This window comes from Paenibacillus sp. ALJ109b (assembly GCF_010747435.1).
In the GTDB taxonomy this organism is placed as follows: domain Bacteria; phylum Bacillota; class Bacilli; order Paenibacillales; family Paenibacillaceae; genus Paenibacillus; species Paenibacillus taichungensis.
The window spans coordinates 26320-53081 of record NZ_JAAIFP010000026.1 but is presented as its reverse complement, the minus strand read 5'-3'; the positions used below and the strand labels follow the sequence as shown (position 1 = coordinate 53081).

The 26762-nt window shown below is 46.7% G+C and carries 25 protein-coding genes; 4 read left to right on the top strand and 21 right to left on the bottom strand.

Features of this window, described 5'->3' with window-relative positions:
• Positions 1–193 precede the first annotated feature (193 nt).
• From G3352_RS23305 to G3352_RS23290, 4 genes are all read right to left on the bottom strand, one after another.
• A complete protein-coding gene (locus G3352_RS23305) occupies positions 194–553 on the bottom strand; it encodes a winged helix-turn-helix transcriptional regulator (RefSeq protein WP_076289676.1) in 360 nt (119 codons plus the stop codon).
• 514 nt (positions 554–1067) lie between these two features.
• Positions 1068–1631, bottom strand: a complete 564-nt coding sequence (gene hxlB / locus G3352_RS23300) for a 6-phospho-3-hexuloisomerase (protein WP_163760482.1) — start codon at positions 1629–1631, stop codon at positions 1068–1070.
• 5 nt (positions 1632–1636) lie between these two features.
• Complete coding sequence (hxlA, locus tag G3352_RS23295; protein ID WP_063563327.1) at positions 1637–2269, bottom strand: 3-hexulose-6-phosphate synthase; 633 nt, start codon at positions 2267–2269, stop codon at positions 1637–1639.
• 403 nt (positions 2270–2672) lie between these two features.
• The gene (locus tag G3352_RS23290) at positions 2673–3755 is read right to left on the bottom strand and encodes a lactonase family protein (protein ID WP_163760480.1); all 1083 of its coding nucleotides are present in this window, start codon (positions 3753–3755) and stop codon (positions 2673–2675) included.
• Between the two features lie 214 nt (positions 3756–3969).
• On the opposite strand from G3352_RS23290, the gene G3352_RS23285 reads away from it, so the two are divergent.
• Complete coding sequence (locus tag G3352_RS23285; RefSeq protein ID WP_163760478.1) at positions 3970–4899, top strand: AEC family transporter; 930 nt, start codon at positions 3970–3972, stop codon at positions 4897–4899.
• On the opposite strand, the gene G3352_RS23280 is transcribed toward G3352_RS23285, so the two are convergent.
• The 6 genes from G3352_RS23280 to G3352_RS23255 form a co-directional block, all read right to left on the bottom strand.
• A complete protein-coding gene (locus G3352_RS23280; RefSeq protein ID WP_163760475.1) occupies positions 4877–5467 on the bottom strand; it encodes a DUF2062 domain-containing protein in 591 nt (196 codons plus the stop codon). The two genes, G3352_RS23285 and G3352_RS23280, sit on opposite strands and share 23 nt — an antisense overlap.
• A 58-nt stretch (positions 5468–5525) precedes the next feature.
• A complete protein-coding gene (locus tag G3352_RS23275) occupies positions 5526–5984 on the bottom strand; it encodes an OsmC family protein (protein ID WP_163760473.1) in 459 nt (152 codons plus the stop codon).
• A gap of 19 nt (positions 5985–6003) precedes the next feature.
• Positions 6004–6771 carry a DeoR/GlpR family DNA-binding transcription regulator gene (locus tag G3352_RS23270; RefSeq protein WP_163760491.1) on the bottom strand — a complete coding sequence of 256 codons (768 nt, stop codon included), beginning with the start codon at positions 6769–6771 and terminating at the stop codon, positions 6004–6006.
• A gap of 151 nt (positions 6772–6922) precedes the next feature.
• Complete coding sequence (locus G3352_RS23265; RefSeq protein ID WP_163760471.1) at positions 6923–8053, bottom strand: NADH-dependent flavin oxidoreductase; 1131 nt, start codon at positions 8051–8053, stop codon at positions 6923–6925.
• Positions 8054–8304: 251 nt separating this feature from the next.
• Positions 8305–8982 carry an SOS response-associated peptidase gene (locus G3352_RS23260; protein WP_063563320.1) on the bottom strand — a complete coding sequence of 226 codons (678 nt, stop codon included), beginning with the start codon at positions 8980–8982 and terminating at the stop codon, positions 8305–8307.
• A gap of 105 nt (positions 8983–9087) precedes the next feature.
• Positions 9088–9927: a helix-turn-helix transcriptional regulator gene (locus G3352_RS23255; RefSeq protein WP_163760469.1), complete on the bottom strand. Its 840-nt coding sequence runs from the start codon at positions 9925–9927 to the stop codon at positions 9088–9090.
• Between the two features lie 192 nt (positions 9928–10119).
• Here G3352_RS23255 and G3352_RS23250 point away from each other — a divergent pair, with 192 nt between their 5' ends.
• A complete protein-coding gene (locus G3352_RS23250) occupies positions 10120–12114 on the top strand; it encodes a beta-galactosidase (RefSeq protein WP_163760466.1) in 1995 nt (664 codons plus the stop codon).
• A gap of 104 nt (positions 12115–12218) precedes the next feature.
• On the opposite strand, the gene G3352_RS23245 is transcribed toward G3352_RS23250, so the two are convergent.
• The 4 genes from G3352_RS23245 to G3352_RS23230 all read right to left on the bottom strand — a co-directional run bounded on the left by G3352_RS23245 (position 12219) and on the right by G3352_RS23230 (position 19311).
• Entirely contained in the window at positions 12219–14129 is a 1911-nt protein-coding gene (locus tag G3352_RS23245; protein WP_163760464.1) for an AraC family transcriptional regulator, read from the bottom strand.
• A 201-nt stretch (positions 14130–14330) separates the two neighbouring features.
• A complete protein-coding gene (locus G3352_RS23240; RefSeq protein ID WP_163760462.1) occupies positions 14331–16880 on the bottom strand; it encodes a beta-mannosidase in 2550 nt (849 codons plus the stop codon).
• 251 nt (positions 16881–17131) lie between these two features.
• Positions 17132–18163: a LacI family DNA-binding transcriptional regulator gene (locus tag G3352_RS23235; protein ID WP_163760460.1), complete on the bottom strand. Its 1032-nt coding sequence runs from the start codon at positions 18161–18163 to the stop codon at positions 17132–17134.
• Positions 18164–18363: 200 nt separating this feature from the next.
• Positions 18364–19311, bottom strand: a complete 948-nt coding sequence (locus G3352_RS23230) for a DMT family transporter (protein ID WP_163760458.1) — start codon at positions 19309–19311, stop codon at positions 18364–18366.
• Between the two features lie 166 nt (positions 19312–19477).
• Here G3352_RS23230 and G3352_RS23225 point away from each other — a divergent pair, with 166 nt between their 5' ends.
• Complete coding sequence (locus G3352_RS23225) at positions 19478–20353, top strand: LysR family transcriptional regulator (RefSeq protein ID WP_163760456.1); 876 nt, start codon at positions 19478–19480, stop codon at positions 20351–20353.
• Between the two features lie 20 nt (positions 20354–20373).
• On the opposite strand, the gene G3352_RS23220 is transcribed toward G3352_RS23225, so the two are convergent.
• The 6 genes from G3352_RS23220 to G3352_RS23195 form a co-directional block, all read right to left on the bottom strand.
• Complete coding sequence (locus tag G3352_RS23220) at positions 20374–20856, bottom strand: tetratricopeptide repeat protein (protein WP_163760454.1); 483 nt, start codon at positions 20854–20856, stop codon at positions 20374–20376.
• Positions 20857–21039: 183 nt separating this feature from the next.
• The gene (cyoE, locus tag G3352_RS23215; protein ID WP_163760452.1) at positions 21040–21897 is read right to left on the bottom strand and encodes a heme o synthase; all 858 of its coding nucleotides are present in this window, start codon (positions 21895–21897) and stop codon (positions 21040–21042) included.
• A gap of 158 nt (positions 21898–22055) precedes the next feature.
• Positions 22056–22622, bottom strand: a complete 567-nt coding sequence (locus G3352_RS23210; RefSeq protein ID WP_163760450.1) for a hypothetical protein — start codon at positions 22620–22622, stop codon at positions 22056–22058.
• Positions 22623–22857: 235 nt separating this feature from the next.
• A complete protein-coding gene (locus tag G3352_RS23205; RefSeq protein WP_072732493.1) occupies positions 22858–23211 on the bottom strand; it encodes a DUF3243 domain-containing protein in 354 nt (117 codons plus the stop codon).
• A 135-nt stretch (positions 23212–23346) separates the two neighbouring features.
• Positions 23347–23874, bottom strand: coding sequence for an MFS transporter (locus G3352_RS23200; RefSeq protein WP_163760448.1), 528 nt, complete (start codon positions 23872–23874; stop codon positions 23347–23349).
• Positions 23871–25271 carry an FAD-binding oxidoreductase gene (locus G3352_RS23195; RefSeq protein WP_240343192.1) on the bottom strand — a complete coding sequence of 467 codons (1401 nt, stop codon included), beginning with the start codon at positions 25269–25271 and terminating at the stop codon, positions 23871–23873. The genes G3352_RS23200 and G3352_RS23195 overlap by 4 nt, the downstream gene beginning before the upstream one ends.
• Before the next feature lie 171 nt (positions 25272–25442).
• Between G3352_RS23195 and G3352_RS23190 the strand changes: the two genes are divergently transcribed.
• The gene (locus G3352_RS23190) at positions 25443–25631 is read left to right on the top strand and encodes a hypothetical protein (protein WP_099852957.1); all 189 of its coding nucleotides are present in this window, start codon (positions 25443–25445) and stop codon (positions 25629–25631) included.
• A gap of 146 nt (positions 25632–25777) precedes the next feature.
• Here the strand turns inward: G3352_RS23190 and G3352_RS23185 are convergent, their stop codons facing one another.
• Positions 25778–26707, bottom strand: coding sequence for an NAD(P)/FAD-dependent oxidoreductase (locus G3352_RS23185; protein WP_163760444.1), 930 nt, complete (start codon positions 26705–26707; stop codon positions 25778–25780).
• Between the last annotated feature and the right edge of the window lie 55 nt (positions 26708–26762).

The window sequence follows — 26762 nt, the reverse complement described above, 5'->3', positions numbered from 1 at the left end:
AATCCGGGGATAAGCATATGCTTCCGATGTAGCTTTCTTTCAGAAAGCTTTTAGGCGAACGCTTCGCTTCTTCAGGCTATTTCTGCCTTCTACGTCAAGAAAACTTTTGTTAAACTGTTAGTGAATTAGGGGAAAAGAAAAACCGCCGGGTGATGGAAGTATCCATTACCCGGCGGTTTGTTTTAACTTAAATTTATTCTGATTTCCAAATTACATTTTCACCATAGTTTTTACCCCAGTTATACATCGCATGCAGCACGGGCATCAGACTCTGTCCGTGATCCGTCAACGTATATTCCACACGAGGAGGTACTTCTGCATACACCTTGCGCTCAATTAGCTTGTCTTCCTCCAGTTCTCGCAACTGGTTGGTCAGCATCTTTTGGGTAATATGAGGAATCAATCGCTTCAATTCACTGAAACGTTTGGTGCCTTCAAGACCCAGATGCCATAAAATAATCAGTTTCCATTTGCCGCCAATAACAGCAAGGGTCAATTCTTTCTCACAGTTGATCTCTTTCAAGTTGATGCGTTCCTTGACTTCGGCTGCCATGGCTCCGAGCCCCCTTTTCTTCCACTTAATCTTATATCGCTAAAATGCATTTCGCATATCACAAGAACACTCCGCAACAGGAGAACTTGCCGCTCCCTTGTATCATATAACGGATTCATTGGTTCGATACAGCTTGTATACATTCTACTACAGCACGACCCTGATGTTAAGTAAACTCCGAATTAGACTACAGACAACGATAGCAGAAAAGACCGGAACTCCCACTTGTTTAAGGGAATTCCGGTCTTCCATCTATAAGTTGAACTAATGAATATTTACACTAGCGACTCCGATGACAGAACAATCTTCCGAACGCTGTTATGCCCAGATTTTTTCATCCTCTTTTTATCAAAGTGAAAATCTGGTCATAAAGGCGAAGCGTATGCTTCCGATGTAGCTTTCTTTCAGAAAGCTTTTAGCTCCGCTTCTCCAGCTTATTTCTGCCCTCTACGTTGTTGTGTAAATGTTTAGTTCAACTTATATATTCTACTTCATCAAGTTTATGACATATGGTCTATTCCAGGTTGGCATGACGCCCAAACATGTCTGCTCCAGTCATACTCTTCATTTCCATCATGGTGAGCACCAGTGCATCCATGCTCAGCAGCAGACCCTGTTCAAACAGGGAGCCCATCGGCTGAATGGTCACTTCGGCTCCGGCGTTTGCCGTATCCTCTTTGGCAGAGGCTGGAAGACGAACCATGGTATCTGACAGCTGTCCAATGGTGGATTCTGGTTTAATTGTGATCAGCCCCACAGGAGCACCTGCTTTATTGGCCTTCTGAGCCATTGCTGCCAGACTGCCTGTCTCCCCTGAGCCTGAGCATAACAAGAGGAAGTCTTTCGGAGAGATTCCTGGTGTAACGGTCTCCCCAACTACATATACCCGAAGACCCATCTGCATCAATCTCATGGCAAAAGCCTTTCCCATCAGACCGGATCGGCCTGCGCCTGCCACAAAAACCTGTTCGGCAGCCAGAATGTGTTCCGCCATGGCCTGCATCTCCGAGTCGTCGATCTGGCTTAGCGTACGTTCCAGTTCCTTCAAGATGTCCACTGCGTATTGCCTTGTTCTCATCTGTCTTACCCTTGTTGAACCAGACGCTGCATCTCAGCTGCTACTTTGGCTTTATCTGCTTGGCCCGTAATACCGCCACCTACAATCACCAGATCCGGTTGTGCTTTGATCACTTCAGGCAATGTTTCCAGCTTGATGCCACCAGCTACAGCTGTTTTTGCATTTTTTACGGCTTGTTTGATCGTTTGCAGATCTTCGAACGGGCTTTGTCCTTCAGCTTGCAGGTCATAACCTGTGTGTACACAGATGTAATCTACGCCAAGCGAATCAACTTCACGAGCACGCTGTTCAAGGTTAGGCACGTTGATCATGTCCACAAGAACTTGTTTGTTTTGTTTCTTCGCTTCTGCTACTGCACCTTTGATCGTACTATCATTGGTTGCCCCAAGCACAGTGATCAGATCCGCACCAGCTTCAGCTGCTTTCATGATTTCATAACCACCAGCGTCCATAATTTTAAGGTCTGCAAGAACTTGCAGATTAGGGAATGCTTCTTTCATCGCTTTTACCGCGTGCAAACCTTCATTAATAACGATTGGCGTACCAATCTCAACGATATCAATATATTGTTCAACTTCTTTAACAAGTGCAATACCTTCAGGGATGTTTACCAAGTCGAGTGCCAATTGCAATTTCACGATTCATTTCTCCTTTGTTGTTCGAGTATGAGTATATCCTGTAAAGGATGTTAAAATATTTAGCCTGCACCGTACAGCCAGTTCAGATGCATGCAATGTTTGTCATGGCTACTCATTCATTGTAGAGCCTGACTATCCGATCAGGAAGTACGCACTTTCAAGTCAGGTAGTTACCTGCACGATACTATTGAATAAATCATGTTGTTATATGAACCGAAATCTTGAAAATAAGTTATCGTCCACAATCCACATATGAGATCATCCGCGAATTCCTGTGCTCTTCTCATCAAAAAAGACCCCGCCACAAGGACAGGGTCTTTCCAAAGATTCAGGTTAACAAGAATATACATATGGATCCTGAAAACTTATTTAAACCTCTCGGTTAATCATTCAAATCCTGGGTTTACAGGTAAACAGGTTTCACGCATACCGGCTTGGATACACCTGTGCTGTGACCTGTGTATTTCAGACGCCCGCTCTCCTGATCCACTGTAAAGGAAACGATATTGTTGGTATCGCGGTTAGCTGCAATCAGCAGTTTGCCATTCGGAGTCAAAGCAAAGTGACGTGGGTGTTCACCCTCTGCAGATACATGCTCAACCAGTTTCAAATGTCCTGTCTCAGCGTCTACTGCAAATACCACGATGCTATCATGCCCACGGTTCGAACCGTATACGAAACGACCATCGTTTGATACGGCGATTTCAGCTGTTGTGTTCTCACTGCCGTCATAGCCGTCAGGCAATGTGGACACGGTGGACACCTCTGTCAAAGTACCCGCTGCTGCATCATAACGGAAAGTCGTAATGGAAGAATCTACTTCGTTAATAACATAGGCGAATTGACCGTTCGGATGGAATGCAAGGTGACGAGGTCCTGCACCCGGATGTGTTTTGGTTTCACTGTGCAGTACGAGTTCATTCTTGTCTGCATCAATGGAGTAGATTGCGATTTTGTCCGCACCCAGATCTTGTACCATCATGTATTTGCCATCCGGGCTGAAGAATGCAGAATGGACGTGTGGCTTGTCCTGACGCTCAGGATGCGCACCTTTGCCTTCATGTTTCTTCTCATCCAGAAGCGCTCCGACTTCACCGTTATCCGTCAAGGCTTGCAGTCCTACCAGACCCCCATGGTAGCTGGAAAGGATCAAGTAACGTCCGGAAGGATCACGTTGGATATGACATGGGGGAGCCGAAATGGAATCATGACGATTCACCAATGATAATTTTCCTGTAGAAGGATCAATGCTCAGAGCTACAGCTTCAGACATTTTATTGCCTTCGGCAGACGCCGTCTCACCGATCGCATACAGTTTGTTACCTTCAGCATCCACGTTTACAAACGTTGGATTTTTCACGCCGGAGATGCCATCAAGCTTGGAGAGGTTACCTGTATCCTCATTCAATTCATATGCGTAAATGCCCTCATTTTCCGCTTCGGCATAAGAGCCGACCAATACGAGCAAGCGTTTTGATTCACTCATTACAGTTTCCTCCTCTATGTGTATGTAATCTGGTTGCACCTCTTCTATAATAAATCTGCCATATCAAAATAGCAATCCACCGCCCCTGCGCATCCCATCAAAGAAGCGGCATCCACATCTCTCATGACGTAAGGCAATACCAATATCCATTCCGACAAAGGTCAACTTCTGCTATGATAAAATAGGTTTTTCATCCAGAAAGGACTGAATTCGGTTGTTTAATTCATTTCTGCTCACGTTATATCATGTATTTCTGCCCATATCACTTCCCGTGATCGGAGGCATATTGTTAAAACGGTTCAAAAATTGGGATACTCGGCCGCTGTCGACCTTTTCCCTCTATATTTTGAGCCCTGCGCTTATCTTTGATACACTGCTGCATGCTGATATTACATGGACAGACGTAACCGGCGCATTCTGGTTCTCCATCATCAATCTGATCGCCCTGTGGGCACTGGCTGAACTGCTGAGCCGAGTATTCCATCTTGGGGCAAGCGAAAAAGCGGGACTTACCCTTGTCTCCACGTTTACTAACTGCGTGAATTATGGGCTCCCGCTTGTGTTGCTTGCCTTTGGACAGCTTGGATTGGATAAGGCTTCGGTATATGTCATCGGACAGATGATCATTGTAAACACAGTAGGTATCTTTTTTGCCGCCAGATCCGAATTCACGGTCAAAAATGCGATTCTGTCCGTCTTCCGTATGCCTTCCATCTATGCTGCTGCGATAGCCATCATCCTGCGTGCATCCAATCTGAGCTTACCAGTGGCACTGGATGGAGGCATCACCATGCTCGCAGCCGGTTACTCTCCTGTCGTACTGGCCATTCTCGGTGCACAGATGCTCAGACCACGTGGTTCGGTCGAACCTTGGAAACCTAACGTTCGCAAAGCGTTCTGGACTGGACTTGTAGTAAGACTTGCCGCAGCACCAGTACTTTCGTATCTGATCCTAACCGCACTTCAGATAGAAGGAACGTTATTCAGTGTGCTGCTGATCTTGGCGTCCATGCCAACCGCAGTGAACGCAGTCATTTTGGCCGAGCAATTCAATGCATCTCCGCAGTTTGTGTCCCGCTGTATTCTATGGACAACCGCTGCCTCCATGGTCATTCTTCCGATTATGATTGTGATGTCTTCCTGATCAACACGGAAGCCGAAGTTGGAGACATCGCTGCCTGTTTGCGTTTCTCCAACCGGCGTTCAAAGCGGCGGTTGAGTGCTCTGACATAGAAGAACTTGACGACAAAGTAAGAAATCACACCCAGTATGACTCCAAAGACGGACATGCCTGCCAGAATATCCAAACCACCCAGCAATAGTTCACTTAGCGCGGACCAGTTGCCACGAAACAGCTCCATAAAGGCACTTTCATGAACAAGCCCCTGCCCCATGCTGTGCGACGGCAATATCCAGGAACCAATTTGCTTGGCAAGCGGCATTAATATGATGGGCAGGAACGTTAGCTTACCCACCACGTTGCCGACAATAGCCGCTGGCAGCGAACCACCGGACAAACGTACAATCGGATAGAACACGAGATATACCAGTGATGCTGTGGAAATAACAATCAGTTCTAGACCAAAACCCAAAGCAAATCCGGTAGATACTTTATGTGCCCCGCCGGGAGCACGTAACAATTTGAGAAAATTAAGCTTTAAAGCACGTGTTAAACGCGCAAAACGTGAGTTTTTGCTTTTCTGTAGGTTCATACCGAACTTCCCCTTATCTTACACAAATGACGGCTTAAGCCGCCTATTCTTCAGTATATCACACCGCGTTAACGCCTGCTGTTATAATCACTGGCTGTGTCTCGATGGCGACGTTACCTGCTACCGCTCTGGAGATCATGCAGGACTCTTCTGCTTTATGTGCCAGGCGCTCTGCCTTCGTTACATCAGCATCAGATGCATCGGCTTTGAGCACAATGCGAGGTCTGTGTATGATCCGTTCATACGTAAATATATTATTTGTAACATCCACCGTCGCTTCGGACTCCAGCGTCAGCTCATCCGGTGTAATATCCGATCGCTCCAGCATTGCTGCCAGCGTAATCAAATAACAGGTAGACGCTGCACCCAGCAGCATTTCATCCGGATTGGTACCGGTGCCCGGGCCACCCATCTCCTGTGGAATCGAAATAACTGTTTTTAACCCACCTGCATCAATATGCCCTTCACTGTTGCGTCCACCATTCCAAGTAGCTTTCAGATGAAAAGGATGTTTCATTATATTCATTCCTTTCTAATTAGACACGGACACATGCTATAGATTGTTCATTCAGTGCACTAACCTGTTCTTCAGCAAAGCCTAGATCAGTGATTACTTTTGCCACACTGCTGAGTTCCGCCACTCTTGTAAAAGCCTGCACGCCAAACTTGCTCGAATCCGCCAGCAATATAACTTCATCAGCTATGCTGATCATCTTCTGCTTCACCAGCGCCTGCAATTCATTCGACTCACTGATGCCCTTGGTCAAATGTACTCCTTTGCAGGATAAGAAAACTTTATCCACATGATAAGCATCAAGCGACCGTTCAGCTAGCGGCCCTACAAACGATAGGGACTTCGAAGCAAGCTGCCCGCCTGTCGCGATTACACGGATCTGTTCCTTGTTACTCAGCTCCGCTGCGACCTTAATGGAGTTGGTCAACACGGTGAGTGGTATGTTTGGCAGTCCTGCCGCCATATACCACGCCGTTGTACTGGCATCCAGCGCTATCCGGTCACCAGGCTCTACCATTTTCACGGCTTCGTCCGCAATTCTGCGTTTCTCCTCTGCATGAGTTACAGCCCGCTCCGGATAAGGGATTTCCGACTGTCCCTCTTCTTTATATTTTACGCTGACAGCTCCGCCATGGGAACGTCTGAGCCTTCCCGCCTGCTCCAGCTTGTCCAGATCACGACGGATCGTCTCTTCCGTCACACCGCAGCGCTCACTAAGCTCGGTTACGCGCATACTTCCCTGCGCATCTACCCATTCCACAATTTTCTCATAACGTTCAGCCACGAGCATCTTCATTCACTCCAAACCGTTGATTATCCAAGATGAATCCTGTTCATCCCATCATACCACAGTGACCCCGGAAGGAGAATTTCATCAAGGGCGCAGTGGGTGCAAAAAAGAGGGAGCTTACGCTCCCTCCATTTTCGAATGAAATTGTGTCTTATTTTTCGTCAGCCATAGGGAACCAGCCCGGGGTGTGAATAATTGCATTCCACAGACCGTCAGGGATAACCAGACGTTCCTGATCCGATTTGGTGAGAATCGTCTCGATATCTTCCTCACGTCCGCTTTCGATTTTCTCAACCCAGTCAGGTTCGATAATCAGCTCACGACCGATCGCAAGCAATGCCACACCACTTTGAAGAGCTTCGGCTGCCTCATCTGCAGTATGGATGGCTCCTACGCCAATCACAGGCACTTTACCACCAACACGGTCAAGGATAAATTCAATTCTGGAGCGAGTATCTGCCTCTCCTCGTCTTGGCTTGGACCAGAACTCGTTGACGGATACATGCAGGTAATCCAGATTTTTATCTTTCAGCGCATCCACCAATGCATACGTCTCTTCCATGGTCAATCCCGGTGTTTCCGGCTCTTCTGGTGAGAAACGGTATCCAACGATAAACGGCAATTTCGTATGTGTAGCTACAGCCTTCTGGACTTCATCCACCACAGCCAGTGGGAATGTGAGACGTTTCTCGATACTTCCACCCCAACGATCTTCACGTCGGTTGGAATGCGGAGAGAAGAACTGCTGGATCAGATAACCGTTCGCACCATGAATCTCAACACCATCAAATCCAGCTTCAATGGCACGGCGGGTTGCTTCGCCAAAGTCCTTGATGATGGACGTAATTTCGTCATCAGACAACTCTCTTGGTACAGGAGATCCCGGACGCTCACTGGCAACAGCACTTGGAGCAGCAACTTGACCCGCTGGCACCGCTTGTTCTGGTGTGAGACGACCTGCATGGAAAATTTGGAGTACGGCTTTGGAACCTTGCTGCTTAATCGTATCGGCCAGACGTTTCAGGCCGGGAATAAAGCTATCGTCATAACTACCAAATTGAGCTGGAAAACCAATTCCATTCTGAGTTACATGAGTTACCGCTGTAACAGACATACCAGCACCGCCAGTACGACGTGCATAATAAGCCAGTTCAGCGTCTGAGACAGTACCATCTGGATTCGAGGACATATGAGTCATGGGAGCGAGCACGATCCGGTTTTTCAGCGTAATGCCACTTGGCAGTGAAACTTGTTCAAACAATGGGCTATACTTTGGATTCATTCGTGGTTCCCTCCTGATTAAATATCTTTTTTAATAGATATATGAATATATGCGTGTACTTACTGTAATTATTATAGTTACGTTTCACTCACATTGCAACTTTTCATTTTCCATCCATATCCATTCCATGCTTAAAGGCTCGCTGCTCCATTCACTTCCCGCCTTTTGTCCATTACACTTGTTTCTTATTTCTCAACCCAAAAAGACGGAGTGTCTCACGACTCTCCGCCTCAAACAACTGCTTGCTTAGCTTAGAAACTGCGCACGTATGCCAGCTTCTGATCCATCTCTTCTACACATTCATAACAATCATGCTCGTCATTCGCTACCATCGGAGTGACCGGATACAGATTCATCTCTGTACTGTTGTACGATTTCAACAACGGCAGTAGCTGTGTCACGCGTGTGTTCGCCGGATCCAGCCAGGTATTGATCTCTTCTTCCGAAAGAATCGCCGGCATTTTGCTGCCAAACTCCCTTGTAACCATGTTCGCCCCCGCCATCAGCATCGTGCAGGTGCGCAGTGGCTGTTTGCGTGTATCTTTCCATACCTCGTATAATCCCGCAATGCCAAACAATCCGCGATCCGGCATAACCACTCGCACCGCATAGCTTTTCTTGCCTTCCTGACGCCAGTAATACAAACCATTGCATGGGATAACACAACGCTTCGTCTCTACCAGCTTGTAGTAGGCTGGATTCTCATGCACCGTCATAAGGTTGGCGTTAACTGCATCGCGTCCCCAGAACGGAATGAATCCCCATCGGAACTCGTCCAATACCCGCTCACCATCCTGATGCAAAATAATCGGTGTATGCTGGGTTGGGCTGATATTGTAACGGTTTTTGTAATAATACATCACCCGTTGAATCTTAAAATGATCCCTGACCTCATCCAAATCGGCTGCCAATGAAAAACGGTTACACATGCTCAGGCACTTCCTTTCCCTGCTTGAATTTGATTGTATTGTTTGTTATTGCAGGGAAATTATGCATGCTTGTATAGAAAGCATTAGTAATCGTGTGAAATCTTCCTATTTCCCACTGCCTGAGCTATAGAGAAGCCTGAACTGCTGCGGGGTCATCCCGATATCCGTCCGAAACATGCGAATAAAATAACTGCTGTGTGTAAATCCACACTGAGAAGCAATTTGTTTCACAGATAGTTCCGAGTCTACGAGCATTTTCTTTGCGGTCAGAATGCGGCAGTCCAGCAGATACCTGCCGGGTGGAACACCCATGATACTCTTGAACATGCGATTAAAATAATACACGCTGTATCCCGCTGTATCCGCCATTTCAGCAAGACTTAGCGGTTGTGTGCAGTGACGACGAATATAATCGGCTGTTGAGCGGATTGTATCCTGATGGTTCAGTAAAGACGTCCCTTCGATGGACTCCGAATTCCGTGCCAGTTCAACTAGCAACTCATACAGTACCGCCGACAACTTCGGCTCATGCACACTCTCATAACCTTCACCGAGCTGGCATAATTGTTCATGCAACTCCTCGAAACGGTCCTCTCCAGAGAATGAAAAGAGCCACACTTTATCCGGATTCCGCAAGCCTAGCAGCCGCTCCAGATCGTGGGCTTGCAGATGAATCCATCTGATGTCCCAGGGATCAGATGGATCGGCATAATAATGTTGCGCCTGTCCCGGCGCATATAGAAAACCTTGTCCAGCCGTTAATCGAACGCTGCCCTGCTCGGCTCTCACTTCACCCTGTCCGTTGAAAACCAGATGCAAATTATACTCTCGTATTCCGTCCGGGCGATGTTCCCTGTGCTCTGGATCGAGATATCTTCCGTAGGCTACCGGATAACATGCATACCCTGCATGCCCGGGCTCCGGCATAAACCAATGGTTTCGCATGTTTTCTTCCTCCAAAAATAGCAAGATCATGATACCCTATCGCAACATGTTATTATATTCCCCTATCATTATCCATTATAAAATGAAATAGACTCAACACTCTTCCACAAGATGATGATAGTGGAGTCATTATGCACGGGTTTGACCGTGCATGAAAATCATTATTTTCTAGACCAAAGGAGAGTAACATACATGAACCAAAACCGACCTATACAAATAGGCGTTGATTATTATCCTGAACATTGGGACTCTAATCTGTGGGAGCAGGATGCCCGATTAATGGCCGATAGTGGTGTACGTATTGTACGTGTGGGAGAATTTTCCTGGAGCCGAATGGAACCTACCGATGGACAATTCGATTGGACATGGCTTGATCAGGCGCTCGATACCCTTCATCGCAATGGGCTTCAGGTAGTGATCGGTACACCAACGATGACACCACCGCGCTGGCTCACCGAAAAATGTCCTGATATTCTGCCGGTCTTGGCAAGTGGACAGTTGTACCACGAAGGAGTCCGCGGCCACCGCTGTTATAACAGTCCGAGCATGCGGACGTACAGTGCACGAATTGTCCAGAAGCTGAGCGAGCGATATGCAGGACATCCGGCTGTTATTGGCTGGCAGACTGATAATGAGTTCAGTTTCACGGATTGTCAGTGTACTGCTTGTTCAGAGGCTTTTCGCGAGTGGGTTCGTGCCCGTTACATTTCACTAGGGCAACTCAACCAGGCTTGGGGTACTGTTGTCTGGAGTGGAGAATACAGCGATTGGAAACAGGTGACGCCACCATATGGCGGCTCTCTGTTTCAGAATCCTTCGTTCCTGCTGGACTACTCCCGTTTTCAGTCGGATTCCATTGTGGCTTTTCAAAGCATCCAAATCGAGATCATTCGGCATAACTGTCCCGATCATTTTGTCACTCATAATTTTCATAGCTATCCGCAAAAGGCAGATCAATATAAAATCGGTCAGGATCTGGATTTCGCTTCTTTTGATTACTATCCCAACCCTTCACCGAACAAAACGGACACCGCACCTTACAGTGGCGCTTTGTCGTTAGATCTGACACGTGGCATCAAACGCCGCAATTTCTGGATTATGGAGCAGCTTAGCGGACCTCCGGGATGCTGGTTTCCGATGTGGCGCACACCCCAGCCCGGCTTCTTGCGTGCTTACTCATGGCAGACTATTGCCCGTGGAGCGGATGCGGTCGTGCATTTCCGCTGGCGCAGTGCCACTATAGGAGCAGAACAGTTCTGGCATGGACTAATTGATCACAGCAATGTTCCAGGGCGACGGTTCAAGGAGTTTCAGCAACTGTGTACCGAAGTGAACCTCCTGAGTGAACGCCTGCAAGGCTCTACATTGCAGAACGAAGTCGCCATCCTGCATTCGCATGATCAGCTAAACGCTCTACGAATTCAGCCACAGGCGGAAGGACTGGATTACTACGAAAATATAAAAGTATGGCATCGTGCCCTGACCAAATGGGGAATCAGTACAGATGTTATCCATTCCTCGGAAGCGCTCGATGGCTACAAAATCATCATCGCACCGCATTTGTATCTGCTGGACGAGAACACCGCAGAACGTCTGCAAGCTTTTGCAGCGGATGGTGGCATATTGGTCTTAACGCATCGCACCGGTGTCAAAAACGATAACAACGTCTGTGTCATGGCGCCACTTCCAGGTATGTTATCTGCTTGCTCGGGCGTACGGGTTACCGAATATGATCCCATCGGTGGTGACCAAATTCAGATTCGGGATGAGAAGGGCAATACATATGCTGCCTCACAATGGGCTGATGTGTTGGAACTGGACACGGCACGGCCCATTGCAGTTTATGCGGATCAATTTTATGCCGAAAGTGCAGCTGTCACCCAAAACAACTGGGGTACAGGTGCTGTCTATTATGTGGCGACCCAGCCGGATGAAGCTTATCTGAACCAGTTATTGCGAAACATCGCTAAACAATGTGGCCTGTCCGAGATGCAATCCCTACCAGACGGTGTCCAGGTGACAACCCGCTCAGGACCGAATGGAACGTTTCGTTTCATCCTGAATTTAAGTCCTGAAACTGTCTCCATTCCGTTGCAAGCATCTTACACCAGTGCATTGGATAGAACTATGAAAGGACCTCGATTGGAAATGGGGCCGTATGATATCGAAATCTTGGAGATTCAATAATATATAACATCTCTGCAGCTTAAAAGAAAATGAACCATGAAAAGGCCCGGGTATGCACATCAAGTGCATCCGGGCCTTAAAGAATTGGCAGAAACAGCCTGTCCTCATTGTGTTTCTTTATTCATTTTAATAATCCATTCAGCCAAATCCTGTGTCTGTTTCAGGAGAGCAATTGGGTCACGGAACCAGGACTGCTCTTCAGTCCATATGTACACTCTTTCATTTTTGACAGCAGGCAATGACCCCCATACAGGGTCTGCCTGTAAATCTTCAAGATTTGATTCACTCGTCAGAATGATGTAATCGCCCGCGTATTTGGAGAGCAGCTCAATTGAAAATTCATGATAGGCGCCTTGCATTAAATCTGCAGGTACAACTGCGGGTGCTTGCAAGCCAAGCAACTCGTAGATGTTGCGCCCTCCTCGGCCCGATTGATTGCCAAAAACAAATACTTGGCGATCATATTCCTGCATCACGGAAAATGTAGTATTAGCTGGAACGACGTCCTGCACTTCCTGCTTTATTTTAGCAATCTCTTGATCGAATTCTGCAAGCCATTGCTTCGCCTCAGCCTCTTTGCCAAGTACATCGCCAAAATAAGTAACCTCTTCCTTCAGTGTTGGGAAAGTAATGGATGCAATAGAGACAGTTGGTGCAATCTTGCTGTATTTTTCAAAAGCCGCTTTGTCTGGATTCAAGGTAATAATAAGATCTGGTTCCAGTTCCATGAGCTGTTCAATGGAGTCACCGATCGTTTCTAATCCATCCAAATGCCCTTCCAGATAAGGGCTATTCATGAGAAATTGTCCTCCAGCGATGGGTTTGACACCAAGAGCAAGAACTGTTCCCAAATAGTCAATGGCAGCGACTCGCTCTGGATGTACAGGAACCTCCACCTCTCCAAATGTTGTATTTACGGTTTTCGTTTCCATCGTTGTCGGTTGTTCGGGTTCAGCCGCAGTATCTGGTGTTCCTGCCTCTTGCCCGGTTGTCCCACAAGCACTTAATGTAAACACAAGCACAAGTGACATGATGGCTGATCTTAACTGGTTAAACATGTTGATTTCCTCATCTCCATTGTATTGATAATGATAATCATCATCAATTAAAGGATAACGTTCTGTTCCTCCTGTTACAATGGATTCATTTGTTGCATTTACTGTACTTTTTGAAACTCCATTCGTATTTTCCCGCTGCTTAAACCGATATTGTCCTGGAGTGATTCCCATCTCTTTCTTAAAAATCCGATTGAAATAAAAAGGGTCCGGATAACCCACATAGGTTGCAATTTCTTGTAGTGAAGCCTCCGTAGCGGACAGCAGAGACCTGGCCTCTCCAATTCTCAACCGGATCAAATATTCGGTCGGTGTAACGCCGGTCTGTTCCTTGAATTTTCGAGACAAATATTGCGGGCTGTAATTCAAAGACTGAGCAAGAGAATCAAGCGAGATCGATTCACGAAAATGAGTTGTTATGTAACGCAAAACCTGATCCGTTAAAGAAAGTTGTTGACCTTCATATGCCACTCGAATCTGCTGGTTCAATACAAGTTGTATTAGTTGAAAGAAGTACCCTTTCACTTGGATTTGACCAAGTTGGTCCTGTCCGGTCCAGCAAATATGTATACTCCGAACAAGTTCATGCAACTGGAGCGCAGTGTCCGGCTCTAGTCCCCAGGAACGTTCAAAGGGATTGCTCTGTAACAGCATCATCCGGTAGTCCAGAAGAACGTTGGAGGGCAGCGTTGATTTGTAGAAAATCAGATATACCTCTATAACTCCGGTTGCTTCAAGCGTCAGACGCCTTCCTTTGCCTCCATGCACCAATAGAAATCTGCCTGTAGACCACACCTCTTCATCCAACCAAATTTGACCCTTGCCATTTACATACACAAATGAACTGGTTGGTAATACATAATTTCGATAACTTTCGTTCGTTGTTAATGATATAAGACGGACATCAAGCACCCGTACCTGAACCTGATCCCACAGCTTGATATCATCCTGAATCCCCATATAGACTTCCTTTCCTAAGCGATATAACACGCCCAATGCCCAACCATTGTGACAAAGAACTCACTTATAATTGATAATGATTATCAATTATAACAATCTTGTTCATAACTTTGTAGTCCATTTCCCTTTTAGCACTGGAAAATAAAAAATCGTCGAAATCCCCTATAGGAGATCTCAACGATTTTGCTGCTTCGTCTATAATTACAATTTGATAAAGTCAGCCATAGAACGAACCTGGATGGCCCCCGCCTTGGAGACAGCACCATCAGATCTTTGCAATTCCTCTCTGGATGTAAACTTGACCTTCACCGGAATGCCAGGAATGAGGTCGAAGAAATTGTCCGAGAACACCCCTTCTGCCTCAGTAGAAATCCATACTTGTTTTGCAAGCACATCACTTTCCAAAACCAGATGCACGCCATCATTCTCGATAACTTCAGTTACTTTAATTTGCGCTGGTTGCAGTGCAATGTCCTTGGATGGTGCAAAATAATGCTCCTGTACGATGTCGGCTACCCCATCCTGCTTCAGATCAATACGCAACAATGTTGCTGCAGCATCGCGGCCTTCCAGCCATTCCGCCTGGCTCAATGACAGCACCTGTTGACCAGAGTTGGATGCCAGAGCGACTTCATGCTCTTCCTCACGATATACTGTGCCATCAAAGCCAATCAGGCGTACCTGGAGTTTGCCTTTCACAGGTTCAAGCTGATCCGAGACCAAATAAATATCCGTCACGTCATCCTTCGTACCATCTACTGATACCAAGATATCGCTGAAGCTGCGTTTCGCGTAATATTGTAATGCTTTCCAGCGTCCAAAGTAATCCATCCCCGCCCATGAAGCCACCGGCCAGCAATCGTTCATCTGCCAGTAGAGCGTTCCCATACAGAACGGTTTACGACGACGGTGAGCCTCAATGGCTGTTTTCATCGCCTCAGCCTGAAGCACTTGGCTCATATAGAGGAAGGATGGGAAATCTTTCGGTTCATGCATGTACATATCCATGTATTGTTTGATCAGACGATTACCTGCCCCGTTCTTCTGATGCGCCAGCATGACTTCAGACTCCAATGCCAGATCCTCTTCCTCCGCATACTTGCGAACCGAATCATACTCAGGGAAGGACTGGAAGCCATACTCACTCATGAAGCGTCCAACATGAACATTGTAGTTCTCAAAGGGCTCCACATTATGCCACACACCCCAATAGTGGATATCCCCTTCAGATGTGGATGGGTGAGCATGCTGTTTCTCGTCTCCCGACAGTGATACCAGTGGTGAAGAAGGCCAATAATCCACACCAGGAGCATAGGCTTCAACCACTTCAGGCAAAAGATCATGGAAAATAGCTTCGTAATCCGCCCAAATGCGTTCTCTTTGCTCCGCGTTGTAATCTTTTTTCCAACCCCAGCCGCCATCCTCAATGTAATGTGCCCACGCTGAATCAATCTCGTTATTACCACACCACAGCACGATGCTTGGATGATTACGCAGACGTTTCACATTATCAATCGCCTCATGCTTCACACTGTCCAGGAAAGCCTCGTCTCCAGGATACATGCTGCAAGCAAACATAAAGTCCTGCCATACGAGCAAACCATATTCGTCACACAACTCGTAGAATACGTCTTCTTCATAGAAGCCACCACCCCATACACGGAGCATATTCATGTTCGACTCGGCAGCAGATACAATCTCATGCAGATAGCGCTCACGTGTCACTTCTGTTATGAAGCTGTCATTGGGAATGTGGTTCGCACCTTTGGCAAAGACAGCAACTCCGTTTAACTCAAAATAAAAGGATGCTCCCGCTTCATCTTTGTCACGAACCAGACGAATGGACCGAATACCCGTTTTGACTGTAGACTCAGCCACAGCCTGTTCACCCTGGATCACTTCCGTATGGAAAGAATACATATGTGGGTCACCCAATCCACGGCTCCACCACAACTTAGGCTCAACCATAGAAATTGGAACCTCCACAGTTTGGACGCCCGGTTTCAGGGTTACAACCTGCTCCCAACTCTGTTCATCCGTTCCTACTCGAATAACCGTTTCTATAGATTGTGAAGTCTCTACTTCCACGATCGCAGTGAGGGAAGCGGAAGCAGCGGTTACTTCATTTTGTTGAATGAATACATCATTAATTCGTACGTCTGTCCATCCTTCAAGGCGTGCTTCACGCCAGATTCCGCTGGTTACAAAACGTGGACCCCAGTCCCAACCATAGTGATACGGGGCTTTTCGTGCAAAAATACTCACTCTTTTATCGCCTAGTCCCCCCACGTCAGATTGATCATTCGATGCAGGCAGGGCATATCCAAGCTTCTCCAGCTTCGGCAGATCTTCATTGATCGGGGAACGAAAACGTATTCGGAGAACGTTGCCGCTTGCCTTTACAACAGATTTCACGTCGACTGTCCACACCCGGAACATATTGTCTGCCGACAACAGATGTTGTTCATTAACATAAACATCTGCATATGTATCCAGACCATCAAAGACCAGCTCCAGATGCTGCTGCGACAGCAGTGCTTCATTCACATCAAATTCCGTGCGATATTCCCAGTCTTTCTTATCGACCCATTGAATTTCTTTTTCGTTAGTTCCATAGAAAGGGTCCGGTATTTTACCCAGTTTCAGCAAATCCGTATGCACACAGCCGGGTACGTGAGCCGGCATCCATTCCTGATCCTCACAAGCCTTGAATGTCCAATTCTGAAAAGTCTGCGATTGTATTTTGCTCATGACAGCCTCCGTTATTGAAGTAGTTTAAAAAAACAGTTTGTTAGGTTTTGTTATTAAATAATCAAATAACTTACAAAACAAAATTAACACGATATACTCGATTCAGTCAATCTGTTTTGTGGATTATTATAAAAAAACATATCCGATAACAAAAAAAGACATGAAGCAAACTCTCCATGTCTTTTCACCCCAAGTTTATAGCGTAATGGCGTATGTTATTTTTATCATTTCTAAATTCACGTTCGTTAGCTTCACGTTAAACTAGCATTGTACTCATCACGAATAATTAATTCCGAATAGATCAGTTTTCTTTCAAAAGGCCCGTCCGGATGTTCCATACGCCACAATAACTGGTCCACCGCACGTCTGCCCAGATTCTCCTTATCGATATGCACCGTAGCAAGAATAGGCTCTTCTGTACGGGTATTATCGAATCCGGTTACTGCACAGCGCTCCGGCACCTCGATGCCCCTGCTTTGGAGTGCACCAATCACAACAGCGGCCATGTGGTCGTTGGCACATACCATGACTTCGGGGATGTCTTCCGTCTTCATGGCGACAATCGATCCCCGAATATGATCCAGATCAGGTCCCAGCAAATCTGCTTGCTGCGAGACCTGCATCTGCATCTGCATCTCTTCCAGTACTGAACGATAGCCGAGCCATCGCTCTCTGAAACTGGCTGCATCAGGTAATTCGCCAGCAAACTGTAGCCGTCTGTAGCCCTTTCCAACGAGCATCTGCACCAGTTCCTGCATACATTTCATGTTATCTGTAAATATCGTGTCTCCATGAATTGCCGGATCTTCATGATCAACCATCACAAGTGGAATATGCAGTCGATAAATCTCAAGCAATACGGATGTGGAGATGGAACCAACGGTAATAATTCCGCTGATGGCTTCGGGATTAAGCACCGAAAACATGCGATCCGAGGAAGGTTCCGTCAAGGTCAGGATATCCATGCCCTTCTCATTCAGGCGTGCAGATATTCCGTCAAAGATGGGTCCCCAGTACAGGGAGGAACGATTCTGCGAACGAATGTTAGGAAACAAGATCAGAATAGTCCCCTGTCTATCTATCTTCATCTCCTGTTCAGCAGGGGTTTCCACTAGATAACGTTTCGGTTCCGCTTTGAAATATCCGAGCTGTCCTGCCGTCCTAACAATCATCTGCCGGGTATGTTCACTGACACCAGGTTTGCCGGTCAACGCACGAGAGACTGCGAATTTGGATACCCCCGCAGCATCGGCAATTTGCTGCATGGTTACTCTTTTGGCCATCTTTCTCACCCGTTTTTCCTTTATTTTTCATTTAGTGTAGCATAAAAAAGAGATTCAACAAAACAAGTTATGAAAATTTTCATTTTGTTAGGTTGAGGATTTGCTATAGATTCTGAAAATTTCTCGAATAAATAACAAAAAAAGTTCCTCCACCACCTTCACAATGAAGTTGATGGAAGAACTCTTGCTTTATTTCAAAATTATACGCCCGGTGCTCCCTGATCTCCCAGTTCGGTCTGTAATGCTGTCCGCTTTCTGCGCCAGAATACCGGAAAGGGGACTTTGATCTCTGTAATCAGAACACCCATGAGCATCAGTGCTGCACCTGCATACCCTTGCAGTGTAAGGGACTCCCCTTGAAAGGTAAATGCAAATGCTGCTGCAAACAACGGTTCGAGCGAAAAGATCAGACTCGTTCTCGTTGGTGAAGCATGCCGCTGGGCAAGAGTCTGCAAAATGTAACCAATGCCGCTGCACAGTACTCCCAGACCCAGAATGGCTGCCCAAGATTGAGGTGTGTCAGGTAAACGTGGTGTCTCCAGCACAAATGTAGCAGCCAGCCCCCACAGGGCTGCAACGCCCAGTTGCACCGTCCCCAGCGTTAGTGGATCATGCTTCGGCGTATACTTGCCAGCAATCATAATGTAGATCGCGTACATTAATGCTGCGAGAATGCAAAGGATATCCCCCATATGCAGGCTAAGCTCATGTTGAAGTGTCAACAATGCGAGCCCAATTAACGCCACGAGAATACTTATCGTTAACCGCAAGTCTGGCATTCGCCGATGCAGAATTGTCGTCAGGATGGGCACAAAGATCACTGCCAAACTGATCAAAAACCCTGCCTGGGAAGCCGTTGTGCGCTGTACTCCATAAGTGATAAATACAAAGGCCGCGAATAACACTGTTCCCATAATAGCCCCTGCTGCAAGCGTTCCTCGATCCATTCTGAACAGTCGCCGATGGAAAAGGACAGCTGCCGCAATAAAGGCAATTCCAAACCGGAAAGCGACCAGATTCAATTCCTGCATGGACTCCAGTCCTGATTTCATAAACAGATAGGATGATCCCCATATTACCGTTGCGAGCAGCATCTGCAAATCCGCTCTTCTTGATGCCTGACCTTGTGGTGCACGTACTCCGTTCATCTTGCTTCTACCTTCATTCTATGTATTGTAATCTAACCGAGGCTCTGTCCGAACTAACTCGCCTTGGCAAGTATAAACGATCTCTTTGCATTATAAAAATGAATATTTATAATGGTATATATTAAACGAACTCATGTATTAAATGAAGAGAGGAACGGAATCTTTCATGTCATTGGTCAAATACGAAATTTTGAATGCCGTAGTGGAATACGGCAGCCTCACCAAAGCAGCAGAAGCATTGAATATTACCCAATCAGCGGTCAGTCATGCGATCGCCAGTCTGGAGACCGAGTGTGGTTTTTCGCTGCTGAATCGAGGCCGCTCCGGTGTACGACTTACTGCTGAAGGGGAACGCATTCTGGGCTATACTCGTGAAATTCTGCGTTGGACGGAACTGATGAACCAGGAAATTTCGTTGATTCGCGGCGCCGAGATTGGAACCGTTCGTATTGGCACATTCGCCAGTGTATCCACGCAGTGGCTGCCTGGCATCCTGAAGCAATTTCGCCTCGGTCATCCCGGAATCGAAATTAAGCTATGGGAAGGGGACTACGCAGAAATTGAAGGCTGGCTGGCTGGAGGTGCCATCGATCTTGGCTTTCTGTCCCTTGGCGAGTCTTCGCCTTTTGAGACGATTCCATTACAAAAAGACAGGATGATGTGCATCCTGCCTCTGGAACATCCACTCGCTACGGAGAAGGCTGTCTCATTTGATGTACTGCTGGAACAGCCCTTTATTTTGCCTAAATGGGGCGGTGATAACGAGATCGAACGGTTGATCCGACAGCATGCGGCCAAGCTAAATGTGGTCTATGAGGTCGCCGAAGATCAGGCCATCATGGCGATGGTTCGAAACGGACTTGGCATCAGTCTTTTGCCTGAAATGGTTCTTCAACACCATACGAATGAACTCGCTCTTGTTCCACTCACTGGAGATCCTTATCGTACAATTGGCATCGCTTGCCCGTCTCTCACCAATCTGTCCCCCGCTTCGCGTCGTTTCATTGAAGCGGTACAGGAATGGCTAGCTCCATCGTTATAATCGGTCCTCCGTTGACTCACTTAATCCCATACTCGATCCAGTTGGTCTGCATAGAAACGGATGGCTCTGCTGTAGTCGGTTATCCCCTTATCCTTTGATGTATCGGCCAGTTGTACCAGCAGCCGCTTCATTGCCTCCGCATGCTCGCCCAGATTGTAGAGCACCATGGCAAGAAAAACTTCAAATTCCCGGTTCTCCGGGAATTCACTTAACCCCTTTTCAAACCAGGCCTTCGCCTGCTCGTATTGCCCCAGAGTCCGATATGTGCTGCCAAGTCCAAGTATGGCACCTATCCTGTCCTCAACTGGAAGCCCTAGACTTAAAGCCTTCTCATAATGCGGTACCGCTGCACGCTCCAGTCCAAGTGAATCATGAGCCCAAGCCAGCTGGTACCAAACCTGTGCATTGTCCGGTTCCTGTAATGCCAGTTCCTGCAGCAGCTCTATCGCCTCCTGCATTTTCCCCTCCGTTCTCAAGAGGATAGCCTGCTGTAAATCATTCATCTACTCCACTTCCCATTCTTCCAAAATCATTTTCCATAGTATAATTATAGCAAAAAACACCCCGAGAAGTATGGCCGGAACAACCAGAGGTTGTCCAAGCCTATTCTACAGCGTGTTTTTTCGTAAGATGCCAGCTAACTCGGCGTCTTCATATTCGAATATTTCACAAAAGTGATGAATTGCTCAGGACCAGGTTGTGTTTGCCACCATTACAATGAATACAACCATGAGATAATTGACGGAGATCAGAAAGTTAACCTTGGCCCACTTCTCATTATCCTGAGTTTTCAATCCACTTAGTGTATGGACAAACCAGATCAGGCCACCAATGACGGATACAAGCAGGAATACAAGGCCAACGTAGTTGTAATAATACAACAGAAATACAGCAGGCAGCAACAGAAATACATAAGGAATCATCTGCAGCTTTGTACGCTTCACACCTTTGACTACTGGCAACAGTGGGAAACCGGCTGCGCGATATTCTTCAACTCTGCGAATCCCGAGTGACCAGAAGTGAGGTGGCTGCCACAGAAATAACAGCGCAAACAGCAACCAGGCACCTGCATCAATCTGATTGGTTACCGCACAATAACCAATTACAGGCGGCATCGCCCCCGCAATTCCACCCAATGACGTACTCCAGGTCGAGCTGCGTTTGAGCCACATCGTGTAGATCACGATATAAGCAAACCATCCAAGCAGTGCCATCCAACCGGATAACGGATTGACCAGGAAGTACAGCAGTGCAAAACCAACCACACCAAGAACAATTCCATACCCGAGTACAAACTTTGGACTGAGATGGTTGATGTAATCAATCCTTTTTTTGGTACGCTCCATCTTCTGATCCAATTCACGATCCCAATAGTTGTTAATGACACAAGCCGAAGCGATGACCAAGGTTGATCCAATCAACACCATGAGCAGAGATATCCACGAGATATCCCATTTTGAAGCGACCCAGAACCCTACCGCTACCGCAAACACATTCAGCCGCAAAAGTCCGGGTTTCGTTAACGCAATCATGTCTTTAAGCATGAGAAGCCTCCTGAACTATGTAAAAACACCATTCCTATAATGATACATGTACATACCATGAATTACAATCTCCTTCATGAATTTGTCATAACCAAAAAGCATCCCTGCCGGTTCAACGGAACCGGAGGAATGCTTAACCGTTGCATTTTAATCTAAAGTTATGGAATGTACTGCTGTACAATTTTGGTCACTTTGCCATCCTGCACAGTGAGGTGATATGGGAATACGGATAGATCGAGAATATTGGTATTCTCATACAAGGATTCGAATTTGCTGAGCGCCACTGATTCATTCCATTGAATGTTGGTACCCGACACTGTACCATCACGATCATACAACTGCATCAACACTTCAGCATTAGCACTTACTTCTACCTTTTCCTGCTCTTTGCTGTCATTAACAATATAATAACCATCAGGAGCACCATCTATACCGGAGTCTGGATTGCGTTGTTCAAAAACTTTATCAGCCTCTGCCCCTTGGTACCAGCCAATCTTGTCTACAATTAAATACAATTTACCATCCTCATGCTGTATATCATCCACATACGCAGTAAACATCTCAGAGTTTGCAGCCTGCGCTTCTTTGGCAGAAGCCTGTACAGAGTCCCTGCTCTCCTCAGCGTTCGCTGGTGTAAGCAAATATGTAGCAAGCACAATCATGCCAAGCAATGCAACAGCCGCACCCAGCATTCGTAATTTCCATTGTTTCGCCGCGTTCTTCATAGGCAGCATCTCTCCTTATTATGAACGTTACTATTCCTTAACCGGAAGGCTTTCTCTTCAAACGCTCATATGAATATTTAATCTTTCTTCTACTCTCCCTATCATACTGGGTGTACACACTGCAAAAGTATCAGCCAGATGAAAAATAGTTACAATAGATGTCATCAAAAAGAGACCCCCGAATGCTATGGCATCCAGAGTCTCTATTGGCTTAGCTTTTCGTTTCAGCTCAATCTTAATGATTCGGGGTTGAACCTTGTGCTAGACGTACAAGCATATGAGCCAGCATATGGCGCTCTTCCTCTTTCCCGACATTCCACAGTTCTTGCAGCAACTTCTCTTCACGGTTACGCGGCTCTTCCCGGGCTGCCAAATAGTCGGCTACTTTCTCGGCGATTTTGGCCATCTGTTCCTCACCCAGTCCAATCGATTCTCCCATCGCAATTCGTTTGCCCAGATATCCTTTAAAGGCATCAAAGTTCTGTAAAATCTGTTCCCGTTCCTCCGGCGCAATCTTATCAATCGCATTGTCTACTTTGTCAGTTGAAACTTGGCCATCTTTATGGATAACATGATTTTGTTCATTCATCTGAAAAACCTCCTTGAGAATACTCACTTTGTGGAATGTAAGCAAAATGCTTAATCATACCAGGTTATCTATAATATAAACTTCTCGCTGGAGATTAATCAGACCATTTCTATCCTTTATCCATCTACTGCTTCCTCAGCGTAATCGCCATACTGCCAGAGCTCCCCACATATACAGTATGGCACTCAGATAAAATAATACATCGATCGTCAGCCAATCAATCAGCACACCGCCAACAATAACCGCAAATCCAGACGCGGCGGATGTCCAGAAATGATAGTTACCTACAGCTGAGCCCCGTTGCCCAGCCACCGTATAATCGGCGAGCAGCACCCGTTCACTCATTCGCTGCATCGCATTGCATGTCCCCATCATCATTTGCAGCAGCAGCACCCAGACGTAGGATATGACCCAAGGAAAGGCGATCATGGCTGCGGCCATCCCCACCGAACTTACGATGAGCCACTGCTTGGCGTGTCGATCCATCCGGGGAGCGAGCCATTGTGAAGCAGCAGCCGAGCTGATTGTAAATACGGCAAAGGCAAGCCCATATTTGGAGAAGCTGTTACCCAGATTTTTGAGAAACAAAAGATAATACGGATAAATCATGCCCGAAGCGAGCGTAACAATACTTTGAGATCGAACAAGCCACTTGATATTCATGGATGATTTCCTCCATACTGCTCCATAAAATAGTTCATAAAAAGATGATTGGGGTCAACCTTTTCTTTAGCTGCAAAAAACTCATTCTTTCGTGGATAGGCCTGTTCGAACTGCTCTGAAGTTGCATAACCTGCATAAGGCAGATAATATGTTCCGTTATATCGAAGGACGGCATCTATCAGCTGCTGCATACTGTCCTTGAACTTCCCTTGTTCTTCCTCAGACAATGAAGCGTGAAATAAACAGACAAGACCGAACATATCCTGCGTTGCATAGGAAAGCACAGCTTCTTCATCATGTTTCACATACCTGACTGTAATGTTAAGCAGATCCAATTGCTCCTGTGATACAATCTCACCCATCTCCTGAACAAATGCGGGGAAGGCATCAACCGGAATAAAATATTCCTGCAGCAGATCATTTTCACCCGGCTGATGATACTCCATGAAGGCAGACGCAGAAGCCATGGCATTATTGCGGCTGAGCCTCTCGCCATCCTGTGACTCGAAGTACCGCTGCTGCAGCGGCCAAAACCAGGCCCGCCCCCATTCGAATTCACGATTTAGGTTGAACAGGAGTTTGCTGGGAAGCACGCCCTTTTCACGTTCATCCAGATGATTATAATCATCCAGTGAAGCCGTTGGATCAGAGGCATAATTCAATGTGTACATCTCGCGAAAGTAGCCTTCACCGGGCTGAACTGAAATTCGGGCCAGATGCATTCGCATCATCGGGTCTCCCAGGATATTCTTTTGAAAATAAGACGGGTAGTCCTTAACCTGCACCTGCTCAGTTGTGAGACGATAGACTTCGTCATCCGTTAACGTCAACGTAACGTCCAGAATCACGCCAAACAGTCCGTAACCCCCGAGTACAAGCGGGAAAAGCTCGGCATTCTCCGTGCGACTCACTTGCCGAATCTGACCATCTGCTGTCAAGAGATGAAAGGAATCAACACTTTCAATCAAGGAACCCTGATGAAGCTCTCGACCATGTGCATTTACACTGATAGATCCGCCTACGGTGAAAATATTTTGGGACTGCATATTTTTGACCGCCAGTCCATAAGGGTTAATGGCTCGCTGTACGTCAGCCCAGGTCGCCCCAGCCTGCACACGTACCTTTTTGGCATCGGCATTGATTTCCAGCACTTTGTTATACGAGGTCATGTCTATGACAATGCCATCTTTATAATAGGTGTGTCCTCCCTGACTATGCCGCTGCCCGGCAATAGATATCGTCAAATTCCGCTCTCGGGCGTCCCGAAGCAGTTCAACGAGCTGCTGCTCTTCATGACCTTCCACTACACGCTCAACCTTAACCGGATGAAGGCGGCTGTAGTCGGTAATCAGATACGGATTCTGATCATCGCTATCCGTTCTCCAATATGTCCACATACATAAAATCAGAAGTAACAGGAGCATGGTCATTTTTTTGAACAGATGAACTCCTCCCCTAACACTTAGCGTTTCAATCTGATTCAATTGGTTAATCGTTTACATATAGATTACAAGGATTGGATATGTTAAGGAACACCTTAAACATACCTGAATAAGGAGGGATTTTCCATGAATGAATATAAAAAAGAGCGAAAAAACAAAGATCTTGAGCCTGGTGTTAATACAATTCTGCACCCAGATCCGGACAATCCCGGCCCAACTGACATGATTGAAGAAGCCGTAGGAGAAATCGTAGACAATATTACCCATCCTCACAAAGGCAAAACGGCCGAGACCCGCGATACAAACAGCAAATAAATTCAGACCATCCTTATGGAAGCGGTTTACGTGCAACGCAAAAAGTCCTCCAACCTTAGTCATGACGGTCGGGGGACTTTTAACATTGTTTTTCTAATGAATGGGGCTGTCAACATCTGCATTTTAATCGATCTTTTAATATGCGTTTAAATCTGATTCACCTTGTTTTCCTTTTTCATCTGTTGCAATGCCTTGTGAATCCAGATCGCTGCAATCGAACCTTCGCCCATGGCAACCGTAGCTTGTTCCGCGTGAAGGCCCAGATCCCCGGCAATCCATACATTAGGCGCGGCCTGCATGCTGCGCGGGTTGGCTTCCACGTGTTTATTATCCGCGATGACGGCTCCAAGCTGCTCTGCCAGTTCATAATGTACACGATTTCCTCCAAACGCGACAAATCCACGCTCTGACTCATAAATCTGTCCATCTTCCGTCAATACACCCGTAATATGGCCATCTTCCATCTGTTGCACTTCTTGGACGGCGGCCTCAAGGTAACGAACTCCTGCCTCTTTCATGCTTCGATGAAGCTCAGCGGAGATTGGCGACTGCTCATGGTTGATGTACAACAACTCATTGGTACGTTGAATCAAAACCATAGCCATGTTTGCACCGGCTTCGCCTGCACCCAGCAATATCGTGCGCTGATCCTGAATCTCATATCCATCGCAATCCGGGCACACATATACTGTTCGTCCCAACGTAGGCCTTAATCCCGGAATGGCCGGTATCCTGTCCGTTAGTCCAGTTGCCAGTAAGACTGTTTTTGCCATATATTCAGAGCCTGAAGAGCCGAACAATTGAATCTGTTCTCCCCGGCGTCCTGCCTTAATGATACGGTCTTTCTCAAAAGATACTCCAGTCTGTTCTGCCTGCATTCTGCCTTTGGAGCGAAGCTCCTCACCGGATACTCCTTCAGGAAAACCAAGAATATTATGATAGGTTCGGCATAACGTTGATCTTCCTTCTCCTGCGTCCACTACCAACACCCGATGGCAAGCGTAACGTCCCATCTGAATGGCTGCCTGAAGTCCTGCGAGACCTCCACCTACAATAATGCAATCATACTCTCGCATGCTCCATCTCCCTCCTATGCTTCTATCTCTTATATGTTATTGGACAGTTCACTAT

What these genes read in the sequence shown, in the direction of transcription:
- G3352_RS23250 (WP_163760466.1), top strand. Translation starts at nt 10,120, where the DNA reads ATGAACCAAAACCGACCTATACAAATAGGCGTTGATTATTATCCTGAA.
- G3352_RS23185 (WP_163760444.1), bottom strand. Translation starts at nt 26,707, where the DNA reads ATGCGAGAGTATGATTGCATTATTGTAGGTGGAGGTCTCGCAGGACTT.
- G3352_RS23190 (WP_099852957.1), top strand. Translation starts at nt 25,443, where the DNA reads ATGAATGAATATAAAAAAGAGCGAAAAAACAAAGATCTTGAGCCTGGT.
- G3352_RS23245 (WP_163760464.1), bottom strand. Translation starts at nt 14,129, where the DNA reads ATGGGGATTCAGGATGATATCAAGCTGTGGGATCAGGTTCAGGTACGG.
- cyoE (WP_163760452.1), bottom strand. Translation starts at nt 21,897, where the DNA reads ATGCTTAAAGACATGATTGCGTTAACGAAACCCGGACTTTTGCGGCTG.
- G3352_RS23265 (WP_163760471.1), bottom strand. Translation starts at nt 8,053, where the DNA reads ATGAATCCAAAGTATAGCCCATTGTTTGAACAAGTTTCACTGCCAAGT.
- G3352_RS23200 (WP_163760448.1), bottom strand. Translation starts at nt 23,874, where the DNA reads ATGAATATCAAGTGGCTTGTTCGATCTCAAAGTATTGTTACGCTCGCT.
- G3352_RS23210 (WP_163760450.1), bottom strand. Translation starts at nt 22,622, where the DNA reads ATGAAGAACGCGGCGAAACAATGGAAATTACGAATGCTGGGTGCGGCT.
- G3352_RS23255 (WP_163760469.1), bottom strand. Translation starts at nt 9,927, where the DNA reads ATGCGAAACCATTGGTTTATGCCGGAGCCCGGGCATGCAGGGTATGCA.
- G3352_RS23275 (WP_163760473.1), bottom strand. Translation starts at nt 5,984, where the DNA reads ATGAAACATCCTTTTCATCTGAAAGCTACTTGGAATGGTGGACGCAAC.
- hxlB (WP_163760482.1), bottom strand. Translation starts at nt 1,631, where the DNA reads ATGAGAACAAGGCAATACGCAGTGGACATCTTGAAGGAACTGGAACGT.
- G3352_RS23195 (WP_240343192.1), bottom strand. Translation starts at nt 25,271, where the DNA reads ATGTGGACATATTGGAGAACGGATAGCGATGATCAGAATCCGTATCTG.
- G3352_RS23280 (WP_163760475.1), bottom strand. Translation starts at nt 5,467, where the DNA reads ATGAACCTACAGAAAAGCAAAAACTCACGTTTTGCGCGTTTAACACGT.
- G3352_RS23305 (WP_076289676.1), bottom strand. Translation starts at nt 553, where the DNA reads ATGGCAGCCGAAGTCAAGGAACGCATCAACTTGAAAGAGATCAACTGT.
- G3352_RS23220 (WP_163760454.1), bottom strand. Translation starts at nt 20,856, where the DNA reads ATGAATGATTTACAGCAGGCTATCCTCTTGAGAACGGAGGGGAAAATG.
- G3352_RS23270 (WP_163760491.1), bottom strand. Translation starts at nt 6,771, where the DNA reads ATGCTCGTGGCTGAACGTTATGAGAAAATTGTGGAATGGGTAGATGCG.
- G3352_RS23230 (WP_163760458.1), bottom strand. Translation starts at nt 19,311, where the DNA reads ATGAACGGAGTACGTGCACCACAAGGTCAGGCATCAAGAAGAGCGGAT.
- G3352_RS23235 (WP_163760460.1), bottom strand. Translation starts at nt 18,163, where the DNA reads ATGGCCAAAAGAGTAACCATGCAGCAAATTGCCGATGCTGCGGGGGTA.
- G3352_RS23290 (WP_163760480.1), bottom strand. Translation starts at nt 3,755, where the DNA reads ATGAGTGAATCAAAACGCTTGCTCGTATTGGTCGGCTCTTATGCCGAA.
- G3352_RS23240 (WP_163760462.1), bottom strand. Translation starts at nt 16,880, where the DNA reads ATGAGCAAAATACAATCGCAGACTTTTCAGAATTGGACATTCAAGGCT.
- G3352_RS23205 (WP_072732493.1), bottom strand. Translation starts at nt 23,211, where the DNA reads ATGAATGAACAAAATCATGTTATCCATAAAGATGGCCAAGTTTCAACT.
- G3352_RS23225 (WP_163760456.1), top strand. Translation starts at nt 19,478, where the DNA reads ATGTCATTGGTCAAATACGAAATTTTGAATGCCGTAGTGGAATACGGC.
- G3352_RS23260 (WP_063563320.1), bottom strand. Translation starts at nt 8,982, where the DNA reads ATGTGTAACCGTTTTTCATTGGCAGCCGATTTGGATGAGGTCAGGGAT.